Origin of the sequence: Streptomyces sp. NPDC002566, assembly GCF_042889585.1 — a bacterium.
GTDB lineage: Bacteria > Actinomycetota > Actinomycetes > Streptomycetales > Streptomycetaceae > Streptomyces.
The window spans coordinates 1,094,688-1,117,820 of sequence record NZ_JBIARD010000001.1 but is presented as its reverse complement, the minus strand read 5'-3'; the positions used below and the strand labels follow the sequence as shown (position 1 = coordinate 1,117,820).

Sequence of the window (23,133 nt, the reverse complement as noted above, 5' to 3'; positions counted from 1 at the left end):
ATGGCGTCAGTCCGGTTGCTGTAGTGGCGCTGGGTTCCCCGCCAGCGGGCGCCGGCGGGTTCAGCCGAGGGCGCGGTCGAGGTTGACGGCTGCGCTGATCAGCGAGAGGTGGGTGAACGCCTGGGGGAAGTTGCCGAGTTGTTCTCCGGTCCGGCCGATCTCCTCGGCGTAGAGGCCGACGTGGTTGGCGTAGGTGAGCATCTTCTCGAAGGCCAGCCGGGCCTCCTCCAGGCGTCCGGCGCGGGTGAGCGCCTCGACGTACCAGAAGGAGCAGATCGAGAACGTGCCCTCGGCGCCGTGCAGGCCGTCCGGGCTGGCCTGCGGATCGTAGCGGTAGACCAGCGAGTCGGAGACCAGATCCGAGGTGAGCGCATCGAGGGTCGAGAGCCACTTGGGGTCGGTGGGCGCGATGAACTTGGCCATCGGCATCATCAGCACGGACGCGTCGAGGACGTTGCTGCCCAGCTCTTGTGCGAACGCCCCGCGTCCGGCCGACCAGCCCTCGCGCATGATCTGGCGGTAGATCGCGTCCCGGTTCCGCTGCCAGCGCGGGAGATCGGCCGGCAGGCCGCGGCGGTTGGCCATCCGGATGGCACGTTCGAGCGCCACCCAGCACATCAGCCGCGAGTAGACGAAGTTCTTCCGGCCGCCCCGCGTCTCCCAGACGCCCTCGTCGGGCTGATCCCAGTGGTCGCAGAGCCAGTCCGCGACGGCACTGACCTCGTCCCAGTGATCGCTGCTGATGGGCTGCCCCCACTTGTCGTAGAGGTAGACGGAATCGATCAGCGCTCCGTAGATGTCCAGTTGGAGCTGACCGGTGGCGGCGTTTCCCACCCGCACCGGAGCGGAGCCCAGGTGCCCCTCGAGGTGGGAGAGCTCGGACTCGGGCAGGTCTCTGCGCCCGTCGATGCCGTACATGATCTGCAGCGGGCCGGTGGGACCGGTGCCCCGGGCGATGCCCCGGTCGGAGAGGAATCCCATGAACGCCTCGGCCTCCGAAGTGAAGCCCAGGCGGAGCATGGCGTAGACACAGAAGGCCGCGTCGCGGACCCACACGTACCGGTAGTCCCAGTTGCGCTCACCGCCGACCCGCTCGGGCAGGCTGGTTGTCGGCGCGGCCACGATCGCACCGGTCGGCGCGTAGGTGAGCAGCTTCAGCGCCAGCGCGGAGCGGTGCACCGTCTCCCGCCACCGGCCGCGGTAGCGCGAGCGGCCCAGCCAGTGGCGCCAGAACCGGACCGTCGCCTCGGCTTGCGCCTGCGCCTCGGCGCGCGGGCAGGCCAGTGGGTGGACGTCGTCGCTGATCCGGTCGAGGGCGAAGACCATGGATTCGCCCTCGCGGAGTTTGAAATGCGACCGCACGTCCGTGCCGTCGCTTTCGAGGGGCGCGGTGGAGGTCAGGGCCAGCGAGAGCGACGGGGACTCGAAGACGGCCTCGTGGGCTAGGGCGCGTGCGGTGTGCGGTTCGGCGCCGTAGCCGAATCGGGGGGCGATCCGCGCTCGGAAGGGCAGGGTGCCCCGGACGCAGACCACCCGCCGGATCAGCCGGTGCCGGGCTTCCTCGCTCGACTCGTCGGCGACCGGCATGAAGTCCTGGATCTCACCGACGCCGTCGGTGGCGTAGAACCGTGTGATCAGCACGTTGGTGTCGGGGAAGTAGAACTGGCGGGTGCGAGCAGGGACGTCGGCGGCGAGCTCGAACGATCCGCCCCGGTCGGCGTCGAGGATGGACGCGAACACGCTCGGTGCGTCGAAGCGCGGGCAGCAGTACCAGTCGATGGTGCCGTTGGTCCCGACGAGCGCGGCGGTGCGAAGGTCACCGATCAGGCCGTGCTCGGAGATCGGCACGTAGCGCGAGTCGTCCAGTTGCCCGAATCCGTTCCCGAACTCCATGCCGGCCTCCCTACCGTTTCGTTTCAGGGAGAAAGAAGACCTTGCATTTCATGGTAGGTCGCCCCGGTTACTTCAGCAGACGGGACATCCTGCGGTCCGCCAGTGGCTTTCCGCCCGTCTGGCAGGTGGGGCAGTACTGCAGCGAGGAGTCGCTGAAGGAGACCTCGCGGATGGTGTCGCCGCAGACCGGGCAGGGCTCGCCGGTGCGGCCGTGGACGCGCAGGCCGCTCTTCTTCTCCGCCTTGAGCCGTCCGGCCGCCAGGCCCCGTGAGCGTTCGACGGCCTCGGTGAGCGTCGTGCGCAGCGCCTCGTAGAGGACGTGGACCTCCTCCGGGGTGAGGGAGGCGGCCAGTTTGAAGGGGGACATCCGCGCGGCGTGCAGGATCTCGTCGCTGTAGGCGTTGCCGACGCCGGCGATCAGGCTCTGGTCGCGCAGGGCGCCCTTGAGCTGCCGGCGTTCGCCCGCGAGGAGGCCGGCGAAGCGCTGCTCGTCGAAGTCGGCGGCGAGCGGGTCTGGGCCGAGGCGGGCCACGCCGGGCACCTCGCGCGGGTCCCGGACGAGGTGGACGGCGAGGCGCTTCTGCGTCCCGGCCTCGGTGAGGTCGAAGCCCTCGCCGGTCTCCAGGGCGACCCTGAGGGCGAGCGGGCCCTTGCCCGGCCGGGGCGGGCCGTCGGGAAGGCGGTCCTTCCACTGCAGCCAGCCGGCGCGGGCCAGATGGGTGACGAGGTGCAGGCCGTCGTCTGTCGACAGGTCGAGGAACTTGCCGTGCCGGCGCACAGCGGTGACCCGGCGGCCCTCGACGGCCGTCAGCGGCGGGTCGTAGGTCTTCAGGACGCTGATCGCGACGGGCAGGACGCGTACGATCTCGTGGCCGACCAGGTGCTCGGTGAGGAAGTCCCTGAGCGCCTCGACCTCGGGCAGTTCCGGCATAGGTCCAGAGTGCCACCGCAAGGCCGGGTCCTCAGGTCCGCTCCGCGCCCGGCGGGACGTCGAACTCGCACCACACGCACTTGCCGCCGCCGCGCGCCTCCACACCCCAGGCGTCCGCGAGCAGGTCGACCAGGAGCAGGCCGCGCCCGGAGACGCCCGACACGCCCGCCTCGCGGCGGCGCGGCAGGGCGCTGGAGGAGTCCTCGACCTCGACCCGCAGCCGGCGGCCCTCGCCGACGAGGACCCGCAGGGTGACGATCGCGGCCCCCTCGGTGTGCATCAGGGCGTTGGTGACGAGTTCGTCGGCGACCAGTTCCATCTCGTCGGAGCGCTCACCGCCGCCCCAGGCGCGCACGGCGGCGCGGATCATGTGCCGGGCACCGGCGAGGGCCTCGGGGTCGCCGGGCGCGACGTGCTGCTGGAGCCGGCCGCCGCCGGGCGGGGTGTCCGCGCCGCGCCTGCGCAGCAGCAGAAGGGCCACGTCGTCGTCCCCGCCGCGTTCCTCGGCGACCTCGATGAGCCGGTCGGCGAGTCCTCGTACGTCGGCGGGGCCCTCGGCGATCAGCTCGATGAGGGCGCGCATGCCGTCGTCGAGGTCGGCGCCGGGCTGTTCGACCAGCCCGTCGGTGCACAGCAGCAGGGTGTGCCCGGGGTCGAGTTCGAGGGTGGTGACCGGGTACTCCAGGCTGCGGAACTCGGCGGACAGGCCGAGCGGCATCCCGCCGGGCACGGAGACCCGCCGGCAGACGCCGTCGGCGCCGCGGACCAGCGGGTCGATGTGGCCGGCCCGCACCATCTGGACCACTCCGGTGGACAGGTCGGCCTCGGCGTACAGGCAGGTGGCGAAGCGGTCGGTGTCCAGTTCGTGCAGGAAGACGGAGGCGCGCGCCATCACGGTGGCCGGGGTGTGTCCCTCGGCTGCGTAGGCGCGCAGCACGATGCGCAGCTGGCCCATGACGGCGGCGGCGTGGGTGTCGTGGCCCTGGACGTCGCCGATGACGGCGCCGACCCGGCCGCCCCGGGAGGAGTCGCCCCCGGGCAGCGGGATCAGGTCGTACCAGTCGCCGCCGATGTCGCGGCCGAGGGAGCCGCCGATGGTGGCGGCGCGGTAGCGGACGGCGACGTCGGCGCCGGGCACGCTGGGGATGCTGCGCGGCAGCATGGCCTGCTGGAGGCCCTGGGCGATGTCCTTCTCCTGCTCGTAGAACATGGCCCGTTGCAGGGACTGGGCGATGCTGCTGCCGAGGGCGACGAGGATGTTGCGCTCCTCGGGGGTGAAGCCCTCCCGGTCGCTGTAGAGGAGGCCCACCGCTCCGATCGGCCGGGCCTGGACGATGAGCGGCAGGTAGGCGGCCGAGGTGATCTCCAGGTCGGTGAGGTGCGGCCACAGCCTGGGGTAGCCGGCGGCGAACTCGTCCGGCGACTCGATGAAGCGGGGGGTGAGGGTGCGCACGACCTCGCTCATCGGGTACGGCTCGTCGATGCCGGTGACGAGGGTGCCGGGCACGAAGCTGCCCTCGGGGCCCTCGGCGATCAGCCGGATGCGGCCGGCCTCGACCAGGCCCATGACGAGGCTGGTCGCGCCCAGGTGGGTGAGGCCGTGGGTGTCCTTGAGGACGTCGATGACGTCCTGCACGGTTCGGGCGTGCGCCAGGGCGGCCGTGGTGAGCTGGACGACGTTGGTCTGCTCGCGCCGTGCGTCGTCCAGGGCGGCCTCGTCCCGGCGGGCGGCGAGGTCGCGCAGTTCGTCGGTGGCGTCGCGGACGATGCCGATGATGCGGCGGGGGCGTCCGGTGTCGTCGCGCCGGATGTAGCCCTGGGTGTGGGTCCAGCGCAGCCGGCCGTCACGCAGCCGCATCCGGAAGTAGACGCCGTAGTTCTCGCTGCCGTCCTTGATGGCCTGGGCCACCAGGGCGTCCAGGCGGATGGCCTCGGCCGCCGGGATGCGCGGGGCCAGGCTCTCCGGCCGGCCGTCGTATTCGTCGGGACGCACGTCGAAGATGTCGTGGGCGCGGGCGTCCATGTGGAACAGCCCGGCGTCCAGGTCCCAGTCGAAGCCGCCCATGCGGTTGAGGGCCAGGATCGGATCCGGGTGGGTGGGCCAGTCGTTCGGGAGGGACAGCTCGCTCGCTCCCCGATCAACCATGGGCCTACCTTGCCAGCATTTGTCCGAATCTTCGAGTGGGGTGGGGCAACGTCCCGGCTTGCGCGGGCCCGGGCCCCGGGTTACCCAGGCCCTGGCGAGGAACACGCGCCGTGAACGGGGGCGGGCGGGAAGAAGGGAGCCGTACGGCCGTGGACTGGTTCACCGCACCCGAGTACTGGACGAGCCGGCTGGTCTTCCAGCGGGCCCTGGCCGGCGTGTACCTCGTCGCGTTCCTGACGGCGGCCCTGCAGTTCAGGGCGCTGATGGGCGAGCGGGGGATGCTGCCGGTGCCGCGCTTCACCGGGCGGGTGCCGTTCCGGCGGGCGCCGAGCCTGTTCCACTGGCACTACTCCGACCGGTTCTTCGCGCTGTGCGCCTGGACGGGCTGCGCGCTGTCGGCGGCGCTGCTCGCAGGGCTGGACGGCTCGCTGCCGCTGTGGGGCGCGATGCTGCTGTGGCTGGCGCCGTGGGCGCTGTACCTGTCGATCGTCAACGTCGGCCAGACCTGGTACGGCTTCGGCTGGGAGTCGCTGCTGCTGGAGACCGGGTTCCTCGCGGTGTTCCTCGGCAACGACGAGGTGGCGCCGCCGGTGGTGGTGCTGTTCGGGCTGCGCTGGATCCTGTTCCGGGTGGAGTTCGGCGCCGGCCTGATCAAGATGCGGGGCGATCCCTGCTGGCGGAAGCTGACCTGCCTGGACCACCACCATGAGACGCAGCCCATGCCGGGCCCGCTGAGCTGGTTCTTCCACCATCTGCCGAAGCCGCTGCACCGGGTGGAGGTCGCCGCCAACCACGTCACCCAACTGGTCGTGCCCTTCCTGCTGTTCACGCCCCAGCCGGTGGCGACGGCGGCCGCCGCGCTGATGATCCTCACCCAGCTGTGGCTGGTGCTGTCGGGCAACTTCTCCTGGCTGAACTGGATCACCGTGGTGCTGGCCGCGCCCGCGCTCGCCCTGCCCGCCGATCCGCCGCCCGTGCCCGAGGCCCCGCTGTGGTACGTCGTGGTGGTGCTGGCCGTCGCCGCGTTCCTGCTGTTCCTCAGCCACCGCCCGGTGCTGAACATGCTCTCCCGGGGGCAGGTCATGAACCGCTCGTTCGACCCGCTGCACCTGGTCAACACCTACGGCGCGTTCGGCAGCGTCAGCCGCGTCCGCTACGAGGTGGTCGTCGAGGGCACGCTCGACGAGACGCCCCGGGAGGACTCCGACTGGCGGGAGTACGAGTTCCGGGGCAAGCCGGGCGATCCCCGGCGCTGGCCGCGCCAGTTCGCCCCCTACCATCTGCGGCTGGACTGGATGATGTGGTTCGCCGCGCTCTCCCCCGCCTACGCCGGCTCCTGGTTCGGCGCGCTGGTGGAACGGCTCCTGGAGGGCGACCGCGACACCCTCAGACTGCTGCGCCGCTCACCGTTCCCGCCCGGCACGCCCCCGCGTCACGTCCGCGCCCGTCTCTTCCGCTACCGGTACACGACCTGGCGCGAACTGCGGGAGACCGGGGCCTGCTGGGAGCGCACGTTCGTGCGCGAGTACCTGCCGCCGACCCGGCTGTCGACGACGGTTCACCGGCCGTAGGGCGTGTCTCGCAGGTCCCGTCGTACGGCGCGGTGTCGGAGCGGCGGATGGAGGGCGGCGCGGCCGAGGGTGGTCACCGGGCGGTCGGCGGGCGCAGCCGCAGGCCCTGCACGCCGCCGTCGACGGCGAGGGCGGTGCCGGTGGTGGCGCCGGACAGAGGGCTGGCCAGGTAGGCGATGGCGCCGGCCACCTCGGCGGCGCTGACCAGGCGGCCGAGGGGCTGGCGGGCCTCCAGGGCGGCGCGCTCGGCGACGGGGTCGTCGGCGGCGTCGAGCAGCCGGGATACCCAGGCGGTGTCGGCGGTGCCCGGGGTGACGCAGTTGACGCGGACGCCCTCGCGGACGTGGTCGGCGGCCATGGCGAGGGTGAGGGAGTACACGGCGCCCTTGGCTGCGCTGTAGAGCGCCCGTTGGGGCAGTCCGGCGGTGGCGGCGATGGAGCAGGTGTTGACGATCGCCGCGTGCGCGGAGCGGCGCAGGTGCGGGAGGGCGGCGCGGGTCACCCGGACCATGCCGACGACGTTGACGTCCAGGACGCGGTGCCACTCGGCGTCGTCGTTGTCCTCGACGGTGCCCAGGGCGCCGACGCCCGCGTTGTTGACCAGCACGTCCAGCCCGCCCAGTTCGGCGGCGGCGGCCGTGACGGCCGCGCGCACGGAGGCGTCGTCGGCGAGGTCGGCGCGGTGGCCGGACAGCGGCGGCTTGACTCCCGTCGGATCGAGGTCGAGGACGGCGACCCGGGCGCCGCGCTCGGCCAGCAGTTCGGCGGTGGCCCGGCCGATGCCGGAGGCGCCGCCGGTCACCAGGGCGGCGATCCCCTCGAACTCGCTCATGCGTGCCATGCCGCATGGATACCAGACCGGTGGTGCGCCGCGACACCCTGCACCGGCAGAGGCGGAGGAACGGTTCGCCCCGGCCGGCCCCTCTCGACGGGACGCGGGGCAGCGGGCACAGTTCTCCCCACACGTACTCGCGAGTAGCACCGGGTGCCGCGCGAGGGCACCGCACATCGAGGGAGCGCCAGTGACCGAGTGGGCCGGACGGACCGCCGTGGAGATCGCCGCCGCCGTACGGGAGAAGCGGGTCACGCCGCGTGAGGCGGTGGCCGCGCATCTCGCCCGGATCGAGCGGCTGGACGGCCGGATCGGGGCGTTCCGTGTGGTGCGGGCGAAGGCCGCGCTCGCCGAGGCCGACGAGGTGGCCGCCCGTGCCGACCTCGCCGAACTGCCGCTGGCCGGAGTGCCGGTGGCGGTCAAGGACAACCTCGCCGTACGCGGTGAGGCCACCCGGGTCGGCTCCGCCGCGACGCCGGACGCGCCCGCCGGGGAGGACCATGTCACGGTGGCCCGGCTGCGCGCGGCCGGCGCGGTGGTCGTGGGACTGACGAACGTGCCGGAGCTGTGTGTCTTCGGCACCACCGAGGGCGTCCACGGCGTCTCCCGCAACCCCTGGGACACCTCGCGCACGGCGGGCGGCTCGTCCGGCGGCAGCGCGGCGGCGGTGGCCGCCGGGATGGTTCCCCTCGCGCTCGGCAACGACGGCATGGGCTCCCTGCGCATTCCGGCCGCCAACTGCGGCCTGTTCACGGTGAAGCCGGGGCACGGGGTGGTGCCGGCGGGGATCGGCGAGGGCGACTGGTTCGGGATGTCGGAGAACGGCCCGCTGGCGACGACGGTGGCGGACGCCCGGCTGATGCTGTCGGTCCTGGCCGACGCCGACACCGACGCAAGGACTGGGACCGGGGCCGGAGCCGGCGTCGCCGGGCCCGGGCGGCGGGAGCCGCGCCGGATCGCCGTCTCCGTGCGCAGTCCCCTGCCCGGCGTCTCGGTGAGCGGTCCGTACGTGCGGGCGGCGCGCGAGGCGGCCGGGGCGCTGACGGGGGCCGGTCACCGGGTGCGGCGGGCCGATCCGCCGTACCCGCTGTCGCTGGGCCTCACCTCGCTCGCGCACTGGACGGCGGGCACGGCCGTGGACGCGCAGGGCCTGGACTCCCGGCTGCTGGCCCGGCGCACCCGGGTGCACGCGGCCGTCGGCCGCCGCTTCCTGGCCGGGGTGCGCGGCGGGACCGCGCGGGAGGAACTGCGCCGCCGGCTGGAGCCGTTCTTCGCCGAGTACGACGTGCTGCTCACGCCGGCGCTCGCGCGTCGCTCGCCCAAGGCGGGGCCGTGGCACGAGCGGGGCTGGCTGAGCAATCTGCTGGTGAACACCAACTACTCGCCGCTGACGCCGCCTTGGAACCTGACCGGCTGGCCCGCTGCGGTGGTGCCGTTCGGGACGCTGCCCTCGGGGGCGCCCACCGCTGTGCAGTTGGTGGGGCGGCCCGGCACGGAGAGCGAACTGCTGGCGCTGGCCGAGCAGTTGGAGGAGCTGCGGCCCTGGACGCGGATGGCGCCGCTCACTTGAGTCCACGCGGGCCGCAGGGGTGTGGCGCACGCACACCCCTGCGGCAGGCGATCGCGAGATCCCGTCCGGGTCAGTCGACGCTGGGCAGGATGTGGGGCTCGGCGAGGTCTTCCTCGTAGCCCGCCAGACGGATGGGGGCGGAACGGGCCCACACGTCGAGGCTTCCGAGTTCTCCTGGCCGGCGGCCCGCGCGCTCCGTGCGGTCCTTGGGGCGCTGCTCGCGATTCGTCGTATCCGGTGTCACCGCGCACTCCTTATGTGTCGGGTCACCCTCGGGGCGTGCCGGCCGCTTCGCCGTCCGCCGGTCGCGTCCCGGGGGCTGTCTGAAGGCAGTCAAGGACGCGGTGGCGCCGGTCTACTCGAAGGGGTGCAGGGCCGTGATGAGCCGGCTGTCCCATGACGGACCGTGGGTGTGGGTGGCACTCCGTGTTGCTGTCCGTCCGCTACAGACTAGCCAAATGAGCGGGGGGCCGCTCGATAGCGCTCGAAGTTTTGGGGCAAACATGGCCGTCGGGCCCTGTCGCCCGCATACGAACGACGTCCCTGGAACCGCTCCGGCGCCCGCCGGGCCTCACCCGAACGGTCTACGCGGGCGACGTCCGGCGGGTGCGGGTCACCACTTGCCGGGCGCGTAGTCCTTCAGGAAGACGCCGTACACGTCCTCGCCCTCCTCGCCGCGGACGACCGGGTCGTAGACGCGGGCCGCGCCGTCGACCAGGTCGAGCGGGGCGTGGAAGCCCTCCTCGGCGAGGCGCAGCTTGTCGAAGTGCGGGCGCTCGTCGGTGATCCAGCCGGTGTCGACGGAGGTCATGAGGATGCCGTCGGTCTGGAACATCTCCTGGGCGCTGGTGCGCGTCACCATGTTCATCGCGGCCTTGGCGGCGTTGGTGTTCGGGTGGCCGGCCCCCTTGTAGCCGCGGCCGAAGACGCCCTCCATCGCGGAGACGTTCACGACGTAGGCGCGCCCGCTCGCCGCCTTGCGCGCCGCGTCGGCCATGGCCGGGCGGAGCCTGCTGATCAGGATGAACGGCGCGGTGTAGTTGCACAGCTGGGTCTCCAGCAGCTCCACCGGGGAGATCTGCTCGATGGTCTGCACCCAGGTGTTGGTGTCCACGACGTCGGGGACCAGGCCGCCCGCGTCGATGGCGGTGCCGTCGAGGTGCCGGGCGACGCTGGCGTTGCCGGCGACGAGGGCGAGGTCGGCGACCTGCTGCGCGTCCATGCCGCTGGTGCCGAGCGGCAGCGCGGCGAGGCCGTCGACCGCGCCGGAGTTGAAGGCGCCGATGACGTGATGGGCGGGCAGCTCGCCGGCGGGCAGCGGGGCGCTCTCGCCGTCGACCAGGGCGGCGTAGGCGGTGGGCAGGCGCCGTACGGTCTGCGTGGCGTTGTTGATGAGGATGTCGAGCGGGCCCGCCTCGGCGACCTGCTCGGCGAGGGCGACGGCCTGCGCCGGGTCGCGCAGGTCGATGCCGACGACCTCCAGGCGGTGCATCCAGTCCGCGGAGTCCTCCATCGCCTTGAAGCGGCGGATGGCGTCCTTGGGGAAGCGCGTGGTGATCGTGGTGTGGGCGCCGTCGCGCAGCAGCCTCAGCGCGATGTACATGCCGATCTTGGCGCGGCCGCCGGTGAGCAGGGCCCGCTTGCCGGTGAGGTCCGCGCGGGCGTCGCGCTTGGCGCGGTTGACGCGGGCGCAGTCCGGACAGAGCTGGTGGTAGAAGTAGTCGACCTCGACGTAGCGGGTCTTGCAGGTGTAGCAGGAGCGCGGGCGCTGGAGTATCCCCGCGACCCTGCCCTCCTCGGTGACCGACGAGGGCAACAGGCCCTCGGTCTCGTCGTCGATGCGCTGGGCGGAGCCGGTCGCCGTGGCCTCGGTGACCGCCTTGTCGTGGGCGGTCTTGGCGGCCCGGCGCTCCTGGCGGCGGCGCTGCTTGACGGTGCGGTAGATCCCGGCGGTGGCCCGGCGCACGGCGATCGCGTCGGGGTGGTCGACCTCCAGCGTGTCGAGCTCCTCCAGCACGGAGAGGCAGACGGCGAGTCGCTCCGGGTCGATGCCGGGGCCGTACACGACCTCGTCCACGACCGCGTCCGTGATCGCCGAGCCGTGGCCGTCCTCTGTCACCGTCATCGCGCTGCGTTCCCTGCTCACCCGCGCGGCGCTCCGACCGAGGCCGCTGTCGAATGCGGAAGTGTACGGAGCGCCGGGCCGCACCTCCAAATGGGCGAAGGGCCCCTCAGGGGTCGCAGGCCGTGATGAGCGTGCGCAGTTCCTCCGACAGGGCGCGGGCGAGGCGGTCGAGGTCGGGGACGGCCTCGGCGTCCGCGACGAGGCCGTAGTGGACCCGGCCGCGGTAGGTGGAGATCGCGACGGCGAGGGACTGGCCGCGGGCGAGGGGGGCGTAGGGGTAGACCTCGGTGACCGGGTTGCCGCCGAGCTTCAGGCCGAAGCCGGGCAGGGGCACGCTGGTGACGAGGATGTCGAACCAGAGCCGGGCCGCCTGGCCGACCAGGGGGCCGCCGAGCCGGTGGCCGAGGGCGGGCACGTGGTCGGCGAGCAGGGCGACGGCGCCCGCGCCCCGGTTGGGTCCCGCGTCCTTGTTGCGGTCCATCGCGGCGCGCACCACGCCGAGCCGGTCCAGCGGGTCGCTCTCGTCGACGGGGAGCCGCATCAGGTATCCGGAGAGCCGGTTGCCCTGCGGGTGGGCGCTGCGCGGGCGGCGCCGGGAGACGGGGATGAGCGCGCGCGGGGCGACGCCCTCGCTGCCGTCGCCGCGCTCGTCGAGCCAGCGCCGCAGGGCGCCCGCGACGATCGCGATCAGCACGTCGTTGACGGTGCCGCCGACGACCTTGCGGATGCGGTGCACGTCGTCGAGGTCGAGGACCACGCCGGCGGTGCGGCGGGTGCCGGTGGGCGCGGCGGTCAGCGCGGCGGTGGAGCGCATGCCGAGGGTGTGCACGGCGACGGAGGCGCCGATGTCGAGGGCGCGGCCCACGTCGGACAGCGCGTCGCGCAGCAGGTCGGGCAGCCGGCGCACGTCAGGCAGCAGGCCCCGGGGCGGCTCGGCGGGGCGGGGCCTGCGCTCGGGCAGGTCCATGGGGTCCAGGATGGCGGCGGCGAGCGTCAGGGCGCGCAGGCCGTCGGCGAGGGCGTGGTGGAACTTGAACAGGACGGCGAAGCCGCCGCCCTCCTCCCCCGGCAGCACATGGGCCTCCCAGGGCGGCCGCTCGCGCCGCAGCGGGCGTTCCATGAGCCGGCCGGCCGCGGTCTGGAAGTCGGCGGCGGGCGGATGCAGCACCACGTGGTCGCCGGGGTCGAAGGCGGGGTCGGGCTCGCGGACCGCGCCCCCGAAGGCGGGCGGCTGCCACACGTCCCGGATCCGCATGCGCAGTCCGGGCACGGCGGCCGCCCGGGCGGCGAGCAGATCGGCGGCGTGGGCGGCCGCGGTCGGCGAGGACGCCGCGAAGACGCCCAGCGCGCCGAGGTGCATGGGGTGTGCGGGGGACTCCAGATTCCAGAACGCCAGGTCGAGAGGTGTGAGCGGATCGGTCAAGGTCTTGCCTCTCGTCGAGGACGGATGGGCAAGCAGTCAACAACTCTCGGACGATCACGGTCAAGCATGATCGCACTACCCTCGGTTAACACCGCATTACGTTCACGACACCTGACGGCCCTTGCCCAGGGCGATCACGCCTCCTTGCGACACGGTGTACAGCTCGGCGTCGCGTTCCGGGTTCACCCCGATGGTCGCGCCCGGCGGGACCTCGACGTTCTTGTCCAGCACCGCGCCGCGCACCACCGCGCCCCGGCCGATGTGGACGTTGTCGTGCAGCACCGAGCCCTGCACCACCGCCCCCGGATCGACGAGGACGCCGGGCGAGAGCACCGAGCGGGTGACCTGGCCGCGGATCAGGCAGCCGGAGCTGATGATCGACTCGCTGGCGATGCCGCCGGCGTTGAAGCGGGCCGGGGAGAGCTGGCCCGAGTGGGTGTAGATCGGCCAGCTGCGGTTGTACAGGTTGAACGCCGGGCGCTCGGCGATCAGGTCCATGTGGGCGTCGTAGTACGCGTCGAGCGTGCCGACGTCCCGCCAGTAGCCCTGGTCGCGGGTGGTCTCCCCGGGCACGTGGTTGTCGCTGAAGTCGTAGAGCTGGGCCTCGCCCCGGTCGGTGAGCTGGGGCAGGATCGAGCCGCCCATGTCGTGCACGGACCGCTCGTCCTCGGCGTCCCGCTGGAGCGCTTCGATGAGGGCCTTGGTGGTGAAGATGTAGTTGCCCATGGAGGCGAACACGCACTCGGGGTCGTCCGCGAGGCCGGGCGGGTCGGTGGGCTTCTCCAGGAACCGCTCCACCGTCTGCCCGTCCGAGCCCGGGGTGATCACTCCGAAGGCGGAGGACTCCGACTTCGGGACGCGGATGCCTGCCACGGTCACGCCCGCCCCGCTGTCGATGTGCTGGGCGAGCATCTGGCGCGGGTCCATGCGGTACACGTGGTCCGCGCCGAACACGGCCACGTACTCGGGCCGTTCGTCGTAGACCAGGTTCAGCGACTGGAGGATGGCGTCGGCGCTGCCGAGGTACCAGCGCGGGCCGAGCCGCTGCTGGGCCGGGACGGGGGTGATGTAGTTGCCGAGCAGGCTGGACATCCGCCAGGTGGTGGTGATGTGCCGGTCCAGCGAGTGCGACTTGTACTGCGTGAGGACGCAGATGCGCAGGATGTCGGCGTTGACGAGGTTGGACAGCACGAAGTCCACGAGCCGGTAGGTGCCGCCGAAGGTGACCGCTGGTTTGGCGCGGTCGGCGGTCAGGGGCATCAGGCGTTTGCCCTCTCCGCCCGCCAGGACGATCCCGAGCACCGAAGGCCCACCACGACGCATGGCCGCTCCCCTCACCCTGCTTTGATCGACGGCTGCCCCCGGGCGGGGGAGCTAGGACTGCTTGAGGATCTCCTCGTACAACCGGACGGTGCGCCGGGCCACGGCGTCCCAGCCGAACTGTTCCACCGCGCGGACCCGTCCGGCCTCACCCATACGGCGGGCTCTCCCCGGGTCGCCGAGGACCTCGTCCAGCGCGGCGACCAGGCCCGCCTCGAAGGATGCGCCGCCGTCGGCCGCGCCGTGCACGGCGTCCACGCCGTCCGGGGGGACGAGCACGCCGGTCACGCCGTCCTCGACGACCTCCGGGATACCGCCGACCCGGGAGGCGACGACGGGCGTGCCGCACGCCATCGCCTCCAGGTTGACGATGCCGAGCGGCTCGTACACCGACGGGCACACGAACACGGCCGCGTGGGTCAGCAGCTGGATCACATCGGGGCGCGGCAGCATCCGCGGGATCCAGTGGACGCCGTCCCGGGACCGGCTCAGCTCCTCGAACAGCTCGCGGAACTCGCGGTCGATCTCGGGCGTGTCGGGTGCGCCCGCGCACAGCACGACCTGGGCCGCCGGGTCGATGCGCCGGGCGGCGCGCAGCAGGTGGGGCACGCCCTTCTGCCGCGTGATGCGGCCGACGAACAGCACGAACGGCCGGTCCGGGTCGAGGCCGATCCGGCTGAGCGCGTCGGTGCCGTGGTCGGGCCGGTACAGGGCGGTGTCGATGCCGTTGTGCACGACGTGCACCCGCTCGGGGTCGAGCGCCGGGTAGCAGCCGAGGATGTCGTCGCGCATCGCGCCGGACACGGCGATCACGGCGTCGGCGGCCTCCACGGCGGTCCGCTCCGCCCAGCCGGACAGGGCGTAGCCGCCGCCGAGCTGCTCGGCCTTCCAGGGGCGCAGGGGCTCCAGCGAGTGCGCCGTCACCACGTGCGGGACGCCGTGGAGCTGCTGGGCGAGGTGTCCGGCGAGGTTGGCGTACCAGGTGTGGGAGTGGACCAGCTCGCGGCCTTCGAGGGCGGCGGCCATGGCGAGGTCGACGGAGAAGGTGCGCAGCGCGTCGTTGGCGCCGTCGAGCGCGGACCAGGGGCGGTGACGGCGCACCCCGGCCGCCTTGTCCTTGGCGGAACCCTCGCCCCAGCAGTGCACGTCGAGGTCCACGAGCTCCCGCAGTTCGCGGGCGAGGAACTCGACGTGGACGCCCGCGCCGCCGTACACATCCGGGGGATACTCCCGGGTCAGCAGTCCCACACGCACCCGGAACCCCTATCTCTGAAGCGGCCGGTCCCTTTCATGGTCACTCAGACGGGCCGCGCACGGAAGAGCGCGGGGGTCGTGTGAAGCAACAGTCGCCGCACAGGCCTCCCTGGGGCACCCGGTAGTACAGGCAGCAGCTGCGGCGGCGGAAGGCGGTGCCGGTGAGGGTTCCGGCGCCGGTCGGGGTTCCGGCGCCGGTGAGGGTTCCGGCTCCGGCGAGCAGGGGGTGGGTGAGGAGTTCGGCGGTGAGGGCGCGGCCTCGGACGGCGACGTCGTCACGGCCGTGAGCCCGTGCCCAGCCGTCCAGTTGACGGGCCGCGCCGGCCAGCGCGGAGGCGGCGTTGCCCCGCAGGAGGCCGGGGGCGACGGGGCAGCGGGCGCGCAGGGCGGCCGACAGGGGTTCCAGGTGACCGTCCAGGACGGCCGCGGCGAGGCTCGCGGCGTCGCCCGGCCGGGCGTGGACCTGAGTGAGGAACAGGTCCTCGGGGGCACTGCCGTCCGGGTCCCAGCGCAGCAGCCGCGCGTCGAGGTCCGGCAGCGCGCCGTACAGGGCGGCGCAGCCGAGGGTGACCGACCAGAGCCGGGCGGCGAGCCCCTGATGGGCCACGGAGGCGGCGATCCGGGCCTCGGGGGCGCGCAGGGCGTGGGCCACTTTGCGGAGGCGGACGGTGAGGGGGTCGGCGTCGGGGTCGAGGGGCGGGGGCGTGCGGTAGGCCTGCGCCAGGGTGGGGGGCGGCGCTGTCGACTTCGCGGCCGTCGCCGTCGCGGCTGTGCGCAGGGCGAAGAAGGGCCCGAGCGGGTGCAGGGCGGCGAGGGCGGGGTCGAGGTCCACGACGTGCAGTACTACCAGCAGCGGCGCCGGTGGCACCTAGGGTCGCAGGGGGTGATGATGAGGGGTGACCCTGAGTCCTCCCCCACCCTGGGGAGGACGGTAATCCCGTAGTACTCCATCGGCAGTATGACCCATTGAGTGCTCAGGGACGACGACGGGAACAGATCGGCACGGCAGTGTGTTCTTCATGAGAGCCGACCCTTCGCCGCGCCGGGCCCCGAGCCCCCGCCTCACGCAGAGGAGCCTCTGATGAGCGCCCTCGCGTTGTCCGTGCTCCTGTCCCTCGTGTCCGCGGTCGCCTACGCGGCCGGGGCCATCGTGCAGGAGCGCGTCGCGGAGTCCTCGCCCGCCGGGCAGTACGCCCCGCTGCGGCGGCCGGGCTGGTGGGCGGCGGTGGCGCTGAACGGCAGCGGCGGACTGCTCCACGTGGTGGCGCTCGCGTACGGGCCGCTGAGCCTGGTCCAGCCGCTGGGCGCGCTGACGATCGTGGTCGCGCTGCCGATGGCGGCGCTGTTCGTGGGGCGCAGGGCCGGGGCCACCGCGTGGCGCGGCGCGATCATGGCGACGGTCGGCCTCGCGGGTCTGCTGTCCCTGGTCGGCGCGGCGGACGCGCAGTCGCTGAACACCGCCCAGCGGGTCGGCGCGGCCGTCGTCACCGGCGGCGCGGTGGCGGCCCTGACGGCCGCCGGGCGGGCCGCTCACCGGCACCCCGCGGTGCGCAGCATGCTGCTGGCGACCGGCGCGGGCGTCGCGTTCGGGATGTCGTCGGTGTTCACCAAGACCGTCGCGGTCGACTGGTCCGACGGCGTCTCCGCGGGCGACGTGCCCTCCCTGGCGGTGATCGGCGTGCTGGCCACGGCCGGCATGCTGCTGTCGCAGGCCTCCTACCGGGGCGCGGGCCTCGCGGCCCCGCTGGCGACGCTGACCGTGGTGAACCCGGTGGTGGCGGCGGCGGTCGGCATCACGATGTTCGGGGAGACGTTCCGCTACGGCTCCATGGGCACCGCGCTCGCCATGGGCTGCGGCGTGGTGGCGGCGGGCGGCCTGATCCTGCTGACGACGGAACGACTGGCGGCGGAGCAGCGGGAGGCCGCGCCGGTGGAGGTTCCGGTTCCGGGGGCGGTGGAAGGCGTGCGGTCGGTGACATTGGAGCCGGCCCCGGTGGCCGCGTTCGTACCGGAGCCGGTGGCCGCGCTCTCGCCGGCGCAGACCGCCGTACCGGAGCAAGTGGCCGCGTTCGTGCCGGAGCCGGTGGCCGCGTTCGTGCCGGCGCAGGCCGTTCGGGAGCCGGTTGCCGCTTTCGCGCAGACGCCGGCCGTACCGGAGCCGGTGGCCGTCGGCGTTTCCGACAGCCCCGGCCCCGCCGGGCTCCCGCCCCTGTACGGGCCGTTCTACGGCGGCACCTACGTCAGCACGTCCCCCGGCGCCCTCGTGCTCGACCGGCACCGCGTCCGGGTCAAAACCTGACGCCGCGCGCCCGCAGATAGGCCACGGGGTCGACGTCCGACCCGAAGCCGGGCCCCGTCCGCACCTCGAAGTGCAGATGCGGGCCCGTGCTGTTGCCCGTGGAGCCGGACCGGCCGATGCGCTGGCCGGCGCCGACCGACTGCCCGTCCCGTACGGAGATCGCCGAGAGGTGCGCGTACTGCGAGTAGTGGCCGTCGGCGTGCCGGACGACCACCTGGTAACCGAAGGAGCCGCCCCAGCCCGCGCTGACCACGGTGCCCGAGGCGACGGCCTTGACCGAGGTCCCCGTGGGCACCGGGAAGTCGACCCCGGTGTGGTAGCCCTTCGACCAGGAGGAACCGCTCGCGTGGTACCGCGTTCCGAGGCCCGCGCTGACGGGAGCGACGACGGAGTGCCCGGCCGACGTCGGCGTCCTGTGCTCCGGGGCCTTCCTCGACGGAGCCGAAGGGGCCCTGTCCTTGCGGGACTTGCCGGCGGCCGGAGCCTTGCCCTTGCCCTTCCCCGCGGCGGACTCCCTGGCCTCGGGAGCCTTGTCCCGGGCCGGGGCCTGACCGTTGAGTCTCAGCCGCTGACCGGGGACGATCAGGTCGGGATCGGCTCCGACGACGGACCGGTTGACGGCGTAGAGACGCCGCCAGCCGCCCCGTACGTCTCGTTCGTCGGCGATACCGGAGAGGGTGTCGCCGCGCACGACCGTGTACATCTCGGCCCTGCCGGCCCGCGACTGGGGCGTGGACTGCGGCTGGACGTCCTTCAGTGAACTCCCCGCGGACTTCTTCGACGTCTTGGCGGTCTTGGACGCCTCGGCGGTCTTGGACGTCTCGGCCGTCTTCGCGGTCTTGGCCGCCTTGGATTCCGCCGGGGCTCCGGCCGGCCGGATGTCGGGGGCGCCGCCGCCCCGCTTCAGCCCGGCCCGCACGGAGCAGGCCGGCCAGGCGCCCGGCCCCTGGACCTCGAGCACCCTCTCCGCGACCGCGATCTGCTGGTCCCTGGTGGCGAGGTCGGCACGCGCCGCGTACCGCGTGCCGCCGAAGGCCTCCCAGGTGGACTGGGTGAACTGCAGCCCGCCGTAGTAGCCGTTGCCGGTGTTGATGTCCCAGTCGTTGCTCGACTCGCACGCGGCGACCTTGTCCCAGGTGTCCACGTCGGCCGCTTCCGCGACGCCCGTGCCCAGGAGCGGGATGGCCATGCCGGCGCCGCCCGCCGTCACGGTGAGCGAGGCCCGGTTGATCCTGTTCGGCTGATACCGGCGGTGCCGACCGCGTACGGCCATGGAGGTCCCCCTCGACATTGCGTCAGGAGCGGCAAAAGTAAAGGCGGCCAACAGGCCATGACAAGACGAGTATCGGCCGCCCTGTCTCAACTACGCCGGGAGAAAACGCTGTTGTGGGATCCGTGGGGCGGGCGGGGCGGCGGGGCGCGATACGGGACCGGTCCCGGGAAGGGAATTCGGTCCGTCTCCCGGCCCGATGACGCGCGTCGCAGACGTGCGCGGGGCTGCCCGGGGCGTCAGGATGGGCGGCGGGACCGGGGGGACCGGCGGGCGGGACGACGACCCGGGCAGCCGGCGCCGGCCGGACCCGCCAGCACATGATCCTTATCGTTGAGGAGCCAACCGTATGAGCACGTCAGCCCAGATCGGTGTCACGGGACTCGCGGTGATGGGCCGCAACCTCGCCCGTAACTTCGCGCGCAACGGCTACACGGTCGCCGTGCACAACCGGACGGCGGCGCGGACCCACGCGCTGGTGAAGGAGTTCGGCCACGAGGGCGAGTTCGTGGCGGCCGAGACCGCCGAGGAGTTCGTGGCGGCGCTGGAGCGGCCCCGCCGGCTGGTGGTCATGGTGAAGGCCGGCGAGCCGACCGACGCGGTGATCGAGGAGTTCGCGCCGCTCCTGGAGCCCGGTGACATGATCATCGACGGCGGCAACGCGCACTTCGCGGACACCCGCCGCCGGGAGCGCGAACTGCGCGAGCGGGGCATCCACTTCGTGGGCACCGGCATCTCCGGCGGCGAGGAGGGCGCGCTGCACGGGCCGAGCATCATGCCCGGCGGCTCGCCGGAGTCGTACGCCTCGCTCGGTCCGATGCTGGAGAAGATCTCGGCGAAGGCGGCCGACGGGGCGCCGTGTGTCACGCACGTCGGTCCGGACGGCGCGGGACACTTCGTGAAGATGGTCCACAACGGCATCGAGTACGCCGACATGCAGCTGATCGGCGAGGCGTACCAGTTGCTGCGGGACGTGGCCGGCTACTCCCCCGCGCAGATCGCGGAGGTCTTCCGGACCTGGAACACCGGGCGGCTGGACTCCTACCTGATCGAGATCACCGCCGAGGTGCTGTCGCACGTGGACGCGGCGACCGGGAAGCCGTTCGTGGACGTGGTGGTGGACCAGGCCGAGCAGAAGGGCACCGGCCGCTGGACCGTGCAGATCGCGCTGGACCTGGGCGTACCGGTGTCCGGTATCGCGGAGGCCGTCTTCGCGCGGTCGCTGTCCGGTCACGCGGCGCTGCGCGAGGCCTCGCGCGGCCTGGCCGGACCGAAGGCGGCGACGCTGGACGAGGCGGAGGCGGGGGCCTTCGCCGACCGGGTGGAACAGGCGCTGTACGCCTCGAAGATCGTGTCGTACACGCAGGGCTTCCACGAGATCGCGGCGGGCAGCGAGGAGTACGGCTGGGACGTGGACCTCGGCGCGGTCTCCGCTATCTGGCGGGGCGGGTGCATCATCCGGGCGGCGTTCCTGGACCGGATCCGCGCGGCGTACGACGCGCGGGCGGACCTGCCGAGCCTGCTGTCGGACGAGACCTTCGCCTCGGAGATCGCCGAGGCGCAGGACGACTGGCGTGAAGTGCTCGTCGCCGCGACCCGGCAGGGCGTGCCCACGCCGGGGTTCGCGGCGGCGCTGGCGTACTACGACGCGCTGCGCGCGGAGCGGCTGCCCGCGGCGCTGACGCAGGGCCAGCGTGACTTCTTCGGGGCGCACACCTACCGCCGGGTGGACCGGGAGGGCGCGTTCCACACGCTGTGGGGCGCGGACCGGTCCGAGGTCGAGGCGTAATCCGAGGTCGGGGCGTAAGGAGGGCCTTCGGCAAGAGGGCCTTCGCGCCCCTCACGTCAAGGGCGGGCCCGGTTCCGGAGTGGGGACCGGGTCCGGGCCCGGGGGGACCGGCGACGGGTCGGGGACCGGAGGGATCGGTGACGGATCCGGGGCCGGAGGCGGCCCCGGGTGGGGCGGGGCCGGGGGCGGCCCCGGGTGGGGCGGGGCCGGGGGCGGCCCCGGGTGGGGCGGGGCCGGGGGCGGCGTCGGGTCCGGGCCGGGGGGCGGCTCGGGCGGCGGCACCGGGGTGGGGTACGGCTCGGGTGCCGGCGTGGGTCCGGGCGGTACGGGGTCGGGCTGCGGGTTCGTCATGGTGTCCTCCGGCCATGGAGTGAGCGTGGCTCTGGACTCCTCCCCCGCGTACCCGGGGGCGGCGCGGACAGTCACCCGGTGGTGGCAGCGGGTACGCCCGGGCGGGCCCGCCCGCTTGCCGCGCCGGGGGCCGGGTCAGAAGCGGCCGGGGTGGGCGCGCAGCCAGTCCTTCGCGGCCTCGAGGAGGGCCGGATCGGCTGCCGGGGCCTCCTCGGGGTGCCGCTCGGCCCACTTCACGACGTACGGGCACAGGGGCGCGACGACGACGTCCTCGCGGGCGGCGACGGCGTACAGCTCGCGCGCCAGCGAGCCGGCGATGCCCTTGCCCTCGTGGGCCGGCTCGACGATCGTGTGCACCGGGACCAGGGCGCGCCCGGGCGATTCCAGCACGAAGTACTCGATGCGGCCGACGACTTCGTCGCCGTCGCCGAGGGCTTCGAGGCGGCCGGCCGCACGGTCGTCGCGGATCCGGATGTCGCTCATGGGCACGCTCCTGGTGCGGGGGTTCAGACGGACACGGCCTGCGGACTGCGCTCCTGGTCGGAGCCCGGCACCGGCTCCGAGGGGTCGGCGCCCAGGGCGACGATCCGGTTGTCGCGGTCCACGTGCACGACCCGGGGCCGCAGGGCACGCGCCTCGGCGTCGGTCACCTGAGCGTAACTGATGATGATCACCAGGTCCCCGGGGTGCACGAGATGCGCGGCGGCCCCGTTGATCCCGACGACACCGGAGCCCCGCTCCCCCTCGATGACGTACGTCTCCAGCCGGGCCCCGTTGGTGATGTCGACGATATGGACGAGCTCACCCGGCAACAGGTCGGCGGCGTCCAGCAGATCGGCGTCGATGGTCACGGATCCCACGTAGTGCAGGTCGGCCTGGGTGACGGTGGCTCTGTGGATCTTGGACTTGAACATGGTGCGCAGCATTTTCAACTCCTGGAAGACGGCTCCCTGCCTGCTTTGTGCAGGTCAAGGGCTGGGCCCAGCCTATATCCGTCCACTGGAGGCACATCGAGATCTGGGTCACGTCGGCGTCGACGCAGAGGACGCGGCCGCGGCCGCCGGGTGGCCGCGTCCCGAATCGTTCACGGCGCGCCGAGCAGGCGTTCCGCGTTGCGCAGCGTGTGCCCCGCGACCCGCCTGCCGAGGGCGAGGCCGGCCACGTCGGCCGAGCGGGTGTGGATGCCGGAGTAGACGCGGGCGTCCTCGTTCTCCTGGGACAGCTGACTCCAGGCCGTGTATGTGCGCGTCACTCCGGGGGCGGTGGGGCTGGTCAGCTCGAACGGTGCGGTCGACGGCCCGGTGAGCCCCGTGAGGATCGTTTCCGCCGCGCCCGAGTAGGTGTTGTGGCCGCTGGGGTAGTCGGGGTGGGCCGGCGTGACGTGCAGCGGCGTCCAGTCGGGGTCGGGGTCGATCGTGCCGGTGCGGATGGCCGTGACGGGGCGCCAGCGCAGGTACGCGTACTTGGTGTCGGAGGTGGCGATCTGCGTGTCCACCAGGGCGATGTGGAACAGCGCCACCAGCGCGGCCCGTGCGGGGACGGAGCGTGGCGACCGGGCCAGGGCGACCCTCAGCGGCTCGGTGTACAGCGTCAGCGAGGAGCCCAGCCAGAAGGTGGCGGTCTCGGTCTGCAGCGCTGTGCGCACGGTGCTGTCCACGGCCCCGTACGCCCGTACCTCGGCCAGGTCGGCACGGTAGCGCGCGGAGTCCAGGGCGGGCGGTGCGGGCAGCCGGTACTGGTCGGGGCCGTTCAGCACGAAGGGCCTCGCGAGCCGGTTGCCGTACTGTGCGGCGGGGGCGTAGGCGGGCGGCGTCGGCTGCCACACGCCGGGAGCCGCGGGCGGCACGGTGAACGGCGCGTTGACCGAGGCCGGGTCGAGACCGTCGCCCTCGCGGGAAGCGAGAGCCAGCCGTGCCTGGCGCGCGCCGGCCGCCACGCCCTTCGACTTGGCCGGCCCGTCCGGGACGCGGTCCAAAGTGGTGCGCAACGCGGCATCCAGTTCCTGGGTGCGGGACGGGACCAGGGCCAGCAAGGCGTCGTGTACGGCGGACGCCAGGGCCGCGTCCTGGAAGTCCCTCCGGTCGACGCCGGGCGGCACCTCGCGGGTGGCTCGGGTCGCCGCGAGCCAACTGATGGCCCAGGTACGGTTGTTGGTGATCTGAGTGGCAGCGCCGGCGGCCGCGATGGTGGCGGCTGTCAGGTCGTACCAGTCGAGCGCCACGGACGGGCGCGACGTCTGTTCGTCCGCCACGGCAGCCGTGGCGGACGGGACGGTGACGGAGGCGGCCAGCAGGGCGGCCGAGCCCAGCGTTCGCAGGGCGGAGCGGCGGGTGGTGAGCGGGCGCACGGGTACTCCCTC

Annotated in this window: 18 protein-coding genes; 4 read left to right on the top strand and 14 right to left on the bottom strand. The window is 73.3% G+C overall.

Translation table 11 applies throughout. From position 1 onward, the window contains the following. Positions 1-60: 60 nt before the first annotated feature. The 3 genes from ACFYXA_RS04775 to ACFYXA_RS04765 form a co-directional block, all read right to left on the bottom strand. Positions 61-1,893, bottom strand: coding sequence for a glycoside hydrolase family 15 protein (locus ACFYXA_RS04775; protein WP_389028153.1), 1,833 nt, complete (start codon positions 1,891-1,893; stop codon positions 61-63). A 67-nt stretch (positions 1,894-1,960) separates the two neighbouring features. Then, positions 1,961-2,824, bottom strand: coding sequence for an Fpg/Nei family DNA glycosylase (locus ACFYXA_RS04770; RefSeq protein ID WP_389028151.1), 864 nt, complete (start codon positions 2,822-2,824; stop codon positions 1,961-1,963). A gap of 31 nt (positions 2,825-2,855) precedes the next feature. Continuing rightward, positions 2,856-4,970 carry a SpoIIE family protein phosphatase gene (locus tag ACFYXA_RS04765; RefSeq protein ID WP_389028149.1) on the bottom strand — a complete coding sequence of 705 codons (2,115 nt, stop codon included), beginning with the start codon at positions 4,968-4,970 and terminating at the stop codon, positions 2,856-2,858. 149 nt (positions 4,971-5,119) lie between these two features. Between ACFYXA_RS04765 and ACFYXA_RS04760 the strand changes: the two genes are divergently transcribed. Beyond that, positions 5,120-6,541: a lipase maturation factor family protein gene (locus tag ACFYXA_RS04760; protein ID WP_389028147.1), complete on the top strand. Its 1,422-nt coding sequence runs from the start codon at positions 5,120-5,122 to the stop codon at positions 6,539-6,541. Between the two features lie 73 nt (positions 6,542-6,614). On the opposite strand, the gene ACFYXA_RS04755 is transcribed toward ACFYXA_RS04760, so the two are convergent. Next, complete coding sequence (locus ACFYXA_RS04755; protein ID WP_389029067.1) at positions 6,615-7,373, bottom strand: SDR family NAD(P)-dependent oxidoreductase; 759 nt, start codon at positions 7,371-7,373, stop codon at positions 6,615-6,617. Between the two features lie 190 nt (positions 7,374-7,563). On the opposite strand from ACFYXA_RS04755, the gene ACFYXA_RS04750 reads away from it, so the two are divergent. Next, on the top strand, positions 7,564-8,943 hold the full coding sequence (locus ACFYXA_RS04750) for an amidase (RefSeq protein WP_389028145.1): 1,380 nt from the start codon (positions 7,564-7,566) through the stop codon (positions 8,941-8,943). 70 nt (positions 8,944-9,013) lie between these two features. Here the strand turns inward: ACFYXA_RS04750 and ACFYXA_RS04745 are convergent, their stop codons facing one another. From ACFYXA_RS04745 to ACFYXA_RS04720, 6 genes are all read right to left on the bottom strand, one after another. Further along, positions 9,014-9,187: a hypothetical protein gene (locus ACFYXA_RS04745; protein ID WP_351096346.1), complete on the bottom strand. Its 174-nt coding sequence runs from the start codon at positions 9,185-9,187 to the stop codon at positions 9,014-9,016. Between the two features lie 369 nt (positions 9,188-9,556). Continuing rightward, the gene (locus ACFYXA_RS04740) at positions 9,557-11,068 is read right to left on the bottom strand and encodes an SDR family NAD(P)-dependent oxidoreductase (protein WP_351336808.1); all 1,512 of its coding nucleotides are present in this window, start codon (positions 11,066-11,068) and stop codon (positions 9,557-9,559) included. A 106-nt stretch (positions 11,069-11,174) separates the two neighbouring features. Next, the gene (locus ACFYXA_RS04735) at positions 11,175-12,491 is read right to left on the bottom strand and encodes a wax ester/triacylglycerol synthase family O-acyltransferase (protein ID WP_352251651.1); all 1,317 of its coding nucleotides are present in this window, start codon (positions 12,489-12,491) and stop codon (positions 11,175-11,177) included. Positions 12,492-12,593: 102 nt separating this feature from the next. Then, on the bottom strand, positions 12,594-13,814 hold the full coding sequence (gene glgC / locus ACFYXA_RS04730; protein WP_389028141.1) for a glucose-1-phosphate adenylyltransferase: 1,221 nt from the start codon (positions 13,812-13,814) through the stop codon (positions 12,594-12,596). A 51-nt stretch (positions 13,815-13,865) separates the two neighbouring features. Beyond that, complete coding sequence (gene glgA, locus ACFYXA_RS04725; protein WP_389028139.1) at positions 13,866-15,065, bottom strand: glycogen synthase; 1,200 nt, start codon at positions 15,063-15,065, stop codon at positions 13,866-13,868. Between the two features lie 40 nt (positions 15,066-15,105). After that, positions 15,106-15,897 (bottom strand): (2Fe-2S)-binding protein, encoded by a 792-nt coding sequence (locus ACFYXA_RS04720; protein ID WP_389028137.1) that lies wholly within the window; start codon positions 15,895-15,897, stop codon positions 15,106-15,108. A 249-nt stretch (positions 15,898-16,146) separates the two neighbouring features. On the opposite strand from ACFYXA_RS04720, the gene ACFYXA_RS04715 reads away from it, so the two are divergent. Then, on the top strand, positions 16,147-17,364 hold the full coding sequence (locus ACFYXA_RS04715; protein ID WP_389028135.1) for a DMT family transporter: 1,218 nt from the start codon (positions 16,147-16,149) through the stop codon (positions 17,362-17,364). Here the strand turns inward: ACFYXA_RS04715 and ACFYXA_RS04710 are convergent. Continuing rightward, positions 17,354-18,637: a transglycosylase family protein gene (locus ACFYXA_RS04710; protein WP_389028133.1), complete on the bottom strand. Its 1,284-nt coding sequence runs from the start codon at positions 18,635-18,637 to the stop codon at positions 17,354-17,356. The genes ACFYXA_RS04715 and ACFYXA_RS04710 overlap by 11 nt on opposite strands. 346 nt (positions 18,638-18,983) lie before the next feature. Between ACFYXA_RS04710 and gndA the strand changes: the two genes are divergently transcribed. Continuing rightward, on the top strand, positions 18,984-20,423 hold the full coding sequence (gene gndA, locus ACFYXA_RS04705; protein WP_351096332.1) for an NADP-dependent phosphogluconate dehydrogenase: 1,440 nt from the start codon (positions 18,984-18,986) through the stop codon (positions 20,421-20,423). 486 nt (positions 20,424-20,909) lie between these two features. Here the strand turns inward: gndA and ACFYXA_RS04700 are convergent, their stop codons facing one another. The 3 genes from ACFYXA_RS04700 to ACFYXA_RS04690 all read right to left on the bottom strand — a co-directional run bounded on the left by ACFYXA_RS04700 (position 20,910) and on the right by ACFYXA_RS04690 (position 23,121). Further along, positions 20,910-21,257 carry a GNAT family N-acetyltransferase gene (locus tag ACFYXA_RS04700; RefSeq protein ID WP_351096330.1) on the bottom strand — a complete coding sequence of 116 codons (348 nt, stop codon included), beginning with the start codon at positions 21,255-21,257 and terminating at the stop codon, positions 20,910-20,912. 23 nt (positions 21,258-21,280) lie between these two features. Continuing rightward, on the bottom strand, positions 21,281-21,700 hold the full coding sequence (gene panD / locus ACFYXA_RS04695; protein ID WP_352251639.1) for an aspartate 1-decarboxylase: 420 nt from the start codon (positions 21,698-21,700) through the stop codon (positions 21,281-21,283). Between the two features lie 158 nt (positions 21,701-21,858). Beyond that, positions 21,859-23,121: a vanadium-dependent haloperoxidase gene (locus tag ACFYXA_RS04690; RefSeq protein ID WP_389028130.1), complete on the bottom strand. Its 1,263-nt coding sequence runs from the start codon at positions 23,119-23,121 to the stop codon at positions 21,859-21,861. Positions 23,122-23,133 lie beyond the last annotated feature (12 nt).

Bases quoted from the DNA above. Each gene is read 5' to 3' on its own strand.
- ACFYXA_RS04765 (WP_389028149.1), bottom strand. From the start codon at position 4,970: ATGGTTGATCGGGGAGCGAGCGAGCTGTCCCTCCCGAACGACTGGCCC.
- gndA (WP_351096332.1), top strand. From the start codon at position 18,984: ATGAGCACGTCAGCCCAGATCGGTGTCACGGGACTCGCGGTGATGGGC.
- ACFYXA_RS04770 (WP_389028151.1), bottom strand. From the start codon at position 2,824: ATGCCGGAACTGCCCGAGGTCGAGGCGCTCAGGGACTTCCTCACCGAG.
- glgC (WP_389028141.1), bottom strand. From the start codon at position 13,814: ATGCGTCGTGGTGGGCCTTCGGTGCTCGGGATCGTCCTGGCGGGCGGA.
- panD (WP_352251639.1), bottom strand. From the start codon at position 21,700: ATGCTGCGCACCATGTTCAAGTCCAAGATCCACAGAGCCACCGTCACC.
- ACFYXA_RS04700 (WP_351096330.1), bottom strand. From the start codon at position 21,257: ATGAGCGACATCCGGATCCGCGACGACCGTGCGGCCGGCCGCCTCGAA.
- ACFYXA_RS04755 (WP_389029067.1), bottom strand. From the start codon at position 7,373: ATGAGCGAGTTCGAGGGGATCGCCGCCCTGGTGACCGGCGGCGCCTCC.
- ACFYXA_RS04710 (WP_389028133.1), bottom strand. From the start codon at position 18,637: ATGGCCGTACGCGGTCGGCACCGCCGGTATCAGCCGAACAGGATCAAC.
- ACFYXA_RS04775 (WP_389028153.1), bottom strand. From the start codon at position 1,893: ATGGAGTTCGGGAACGGATTCGGGCAACTGGACGACTCGCGCTACGTG.
- ACFYXA_RS04740 (WP_351336808.1), bottom strand. From the start codon at position 11,068: ATGACGGTGACAGAGGACGGCCACGGCTCGGCGATCACGGACGCGGTC.
- ACFYXA_RS04715 (WP_389028135.1), top strand. From the start codon at position 16,147: ATGAGCGCCCTCGCGTTGTCCGTGCTCCTGTCCCTCGTGTCCGCGGTC.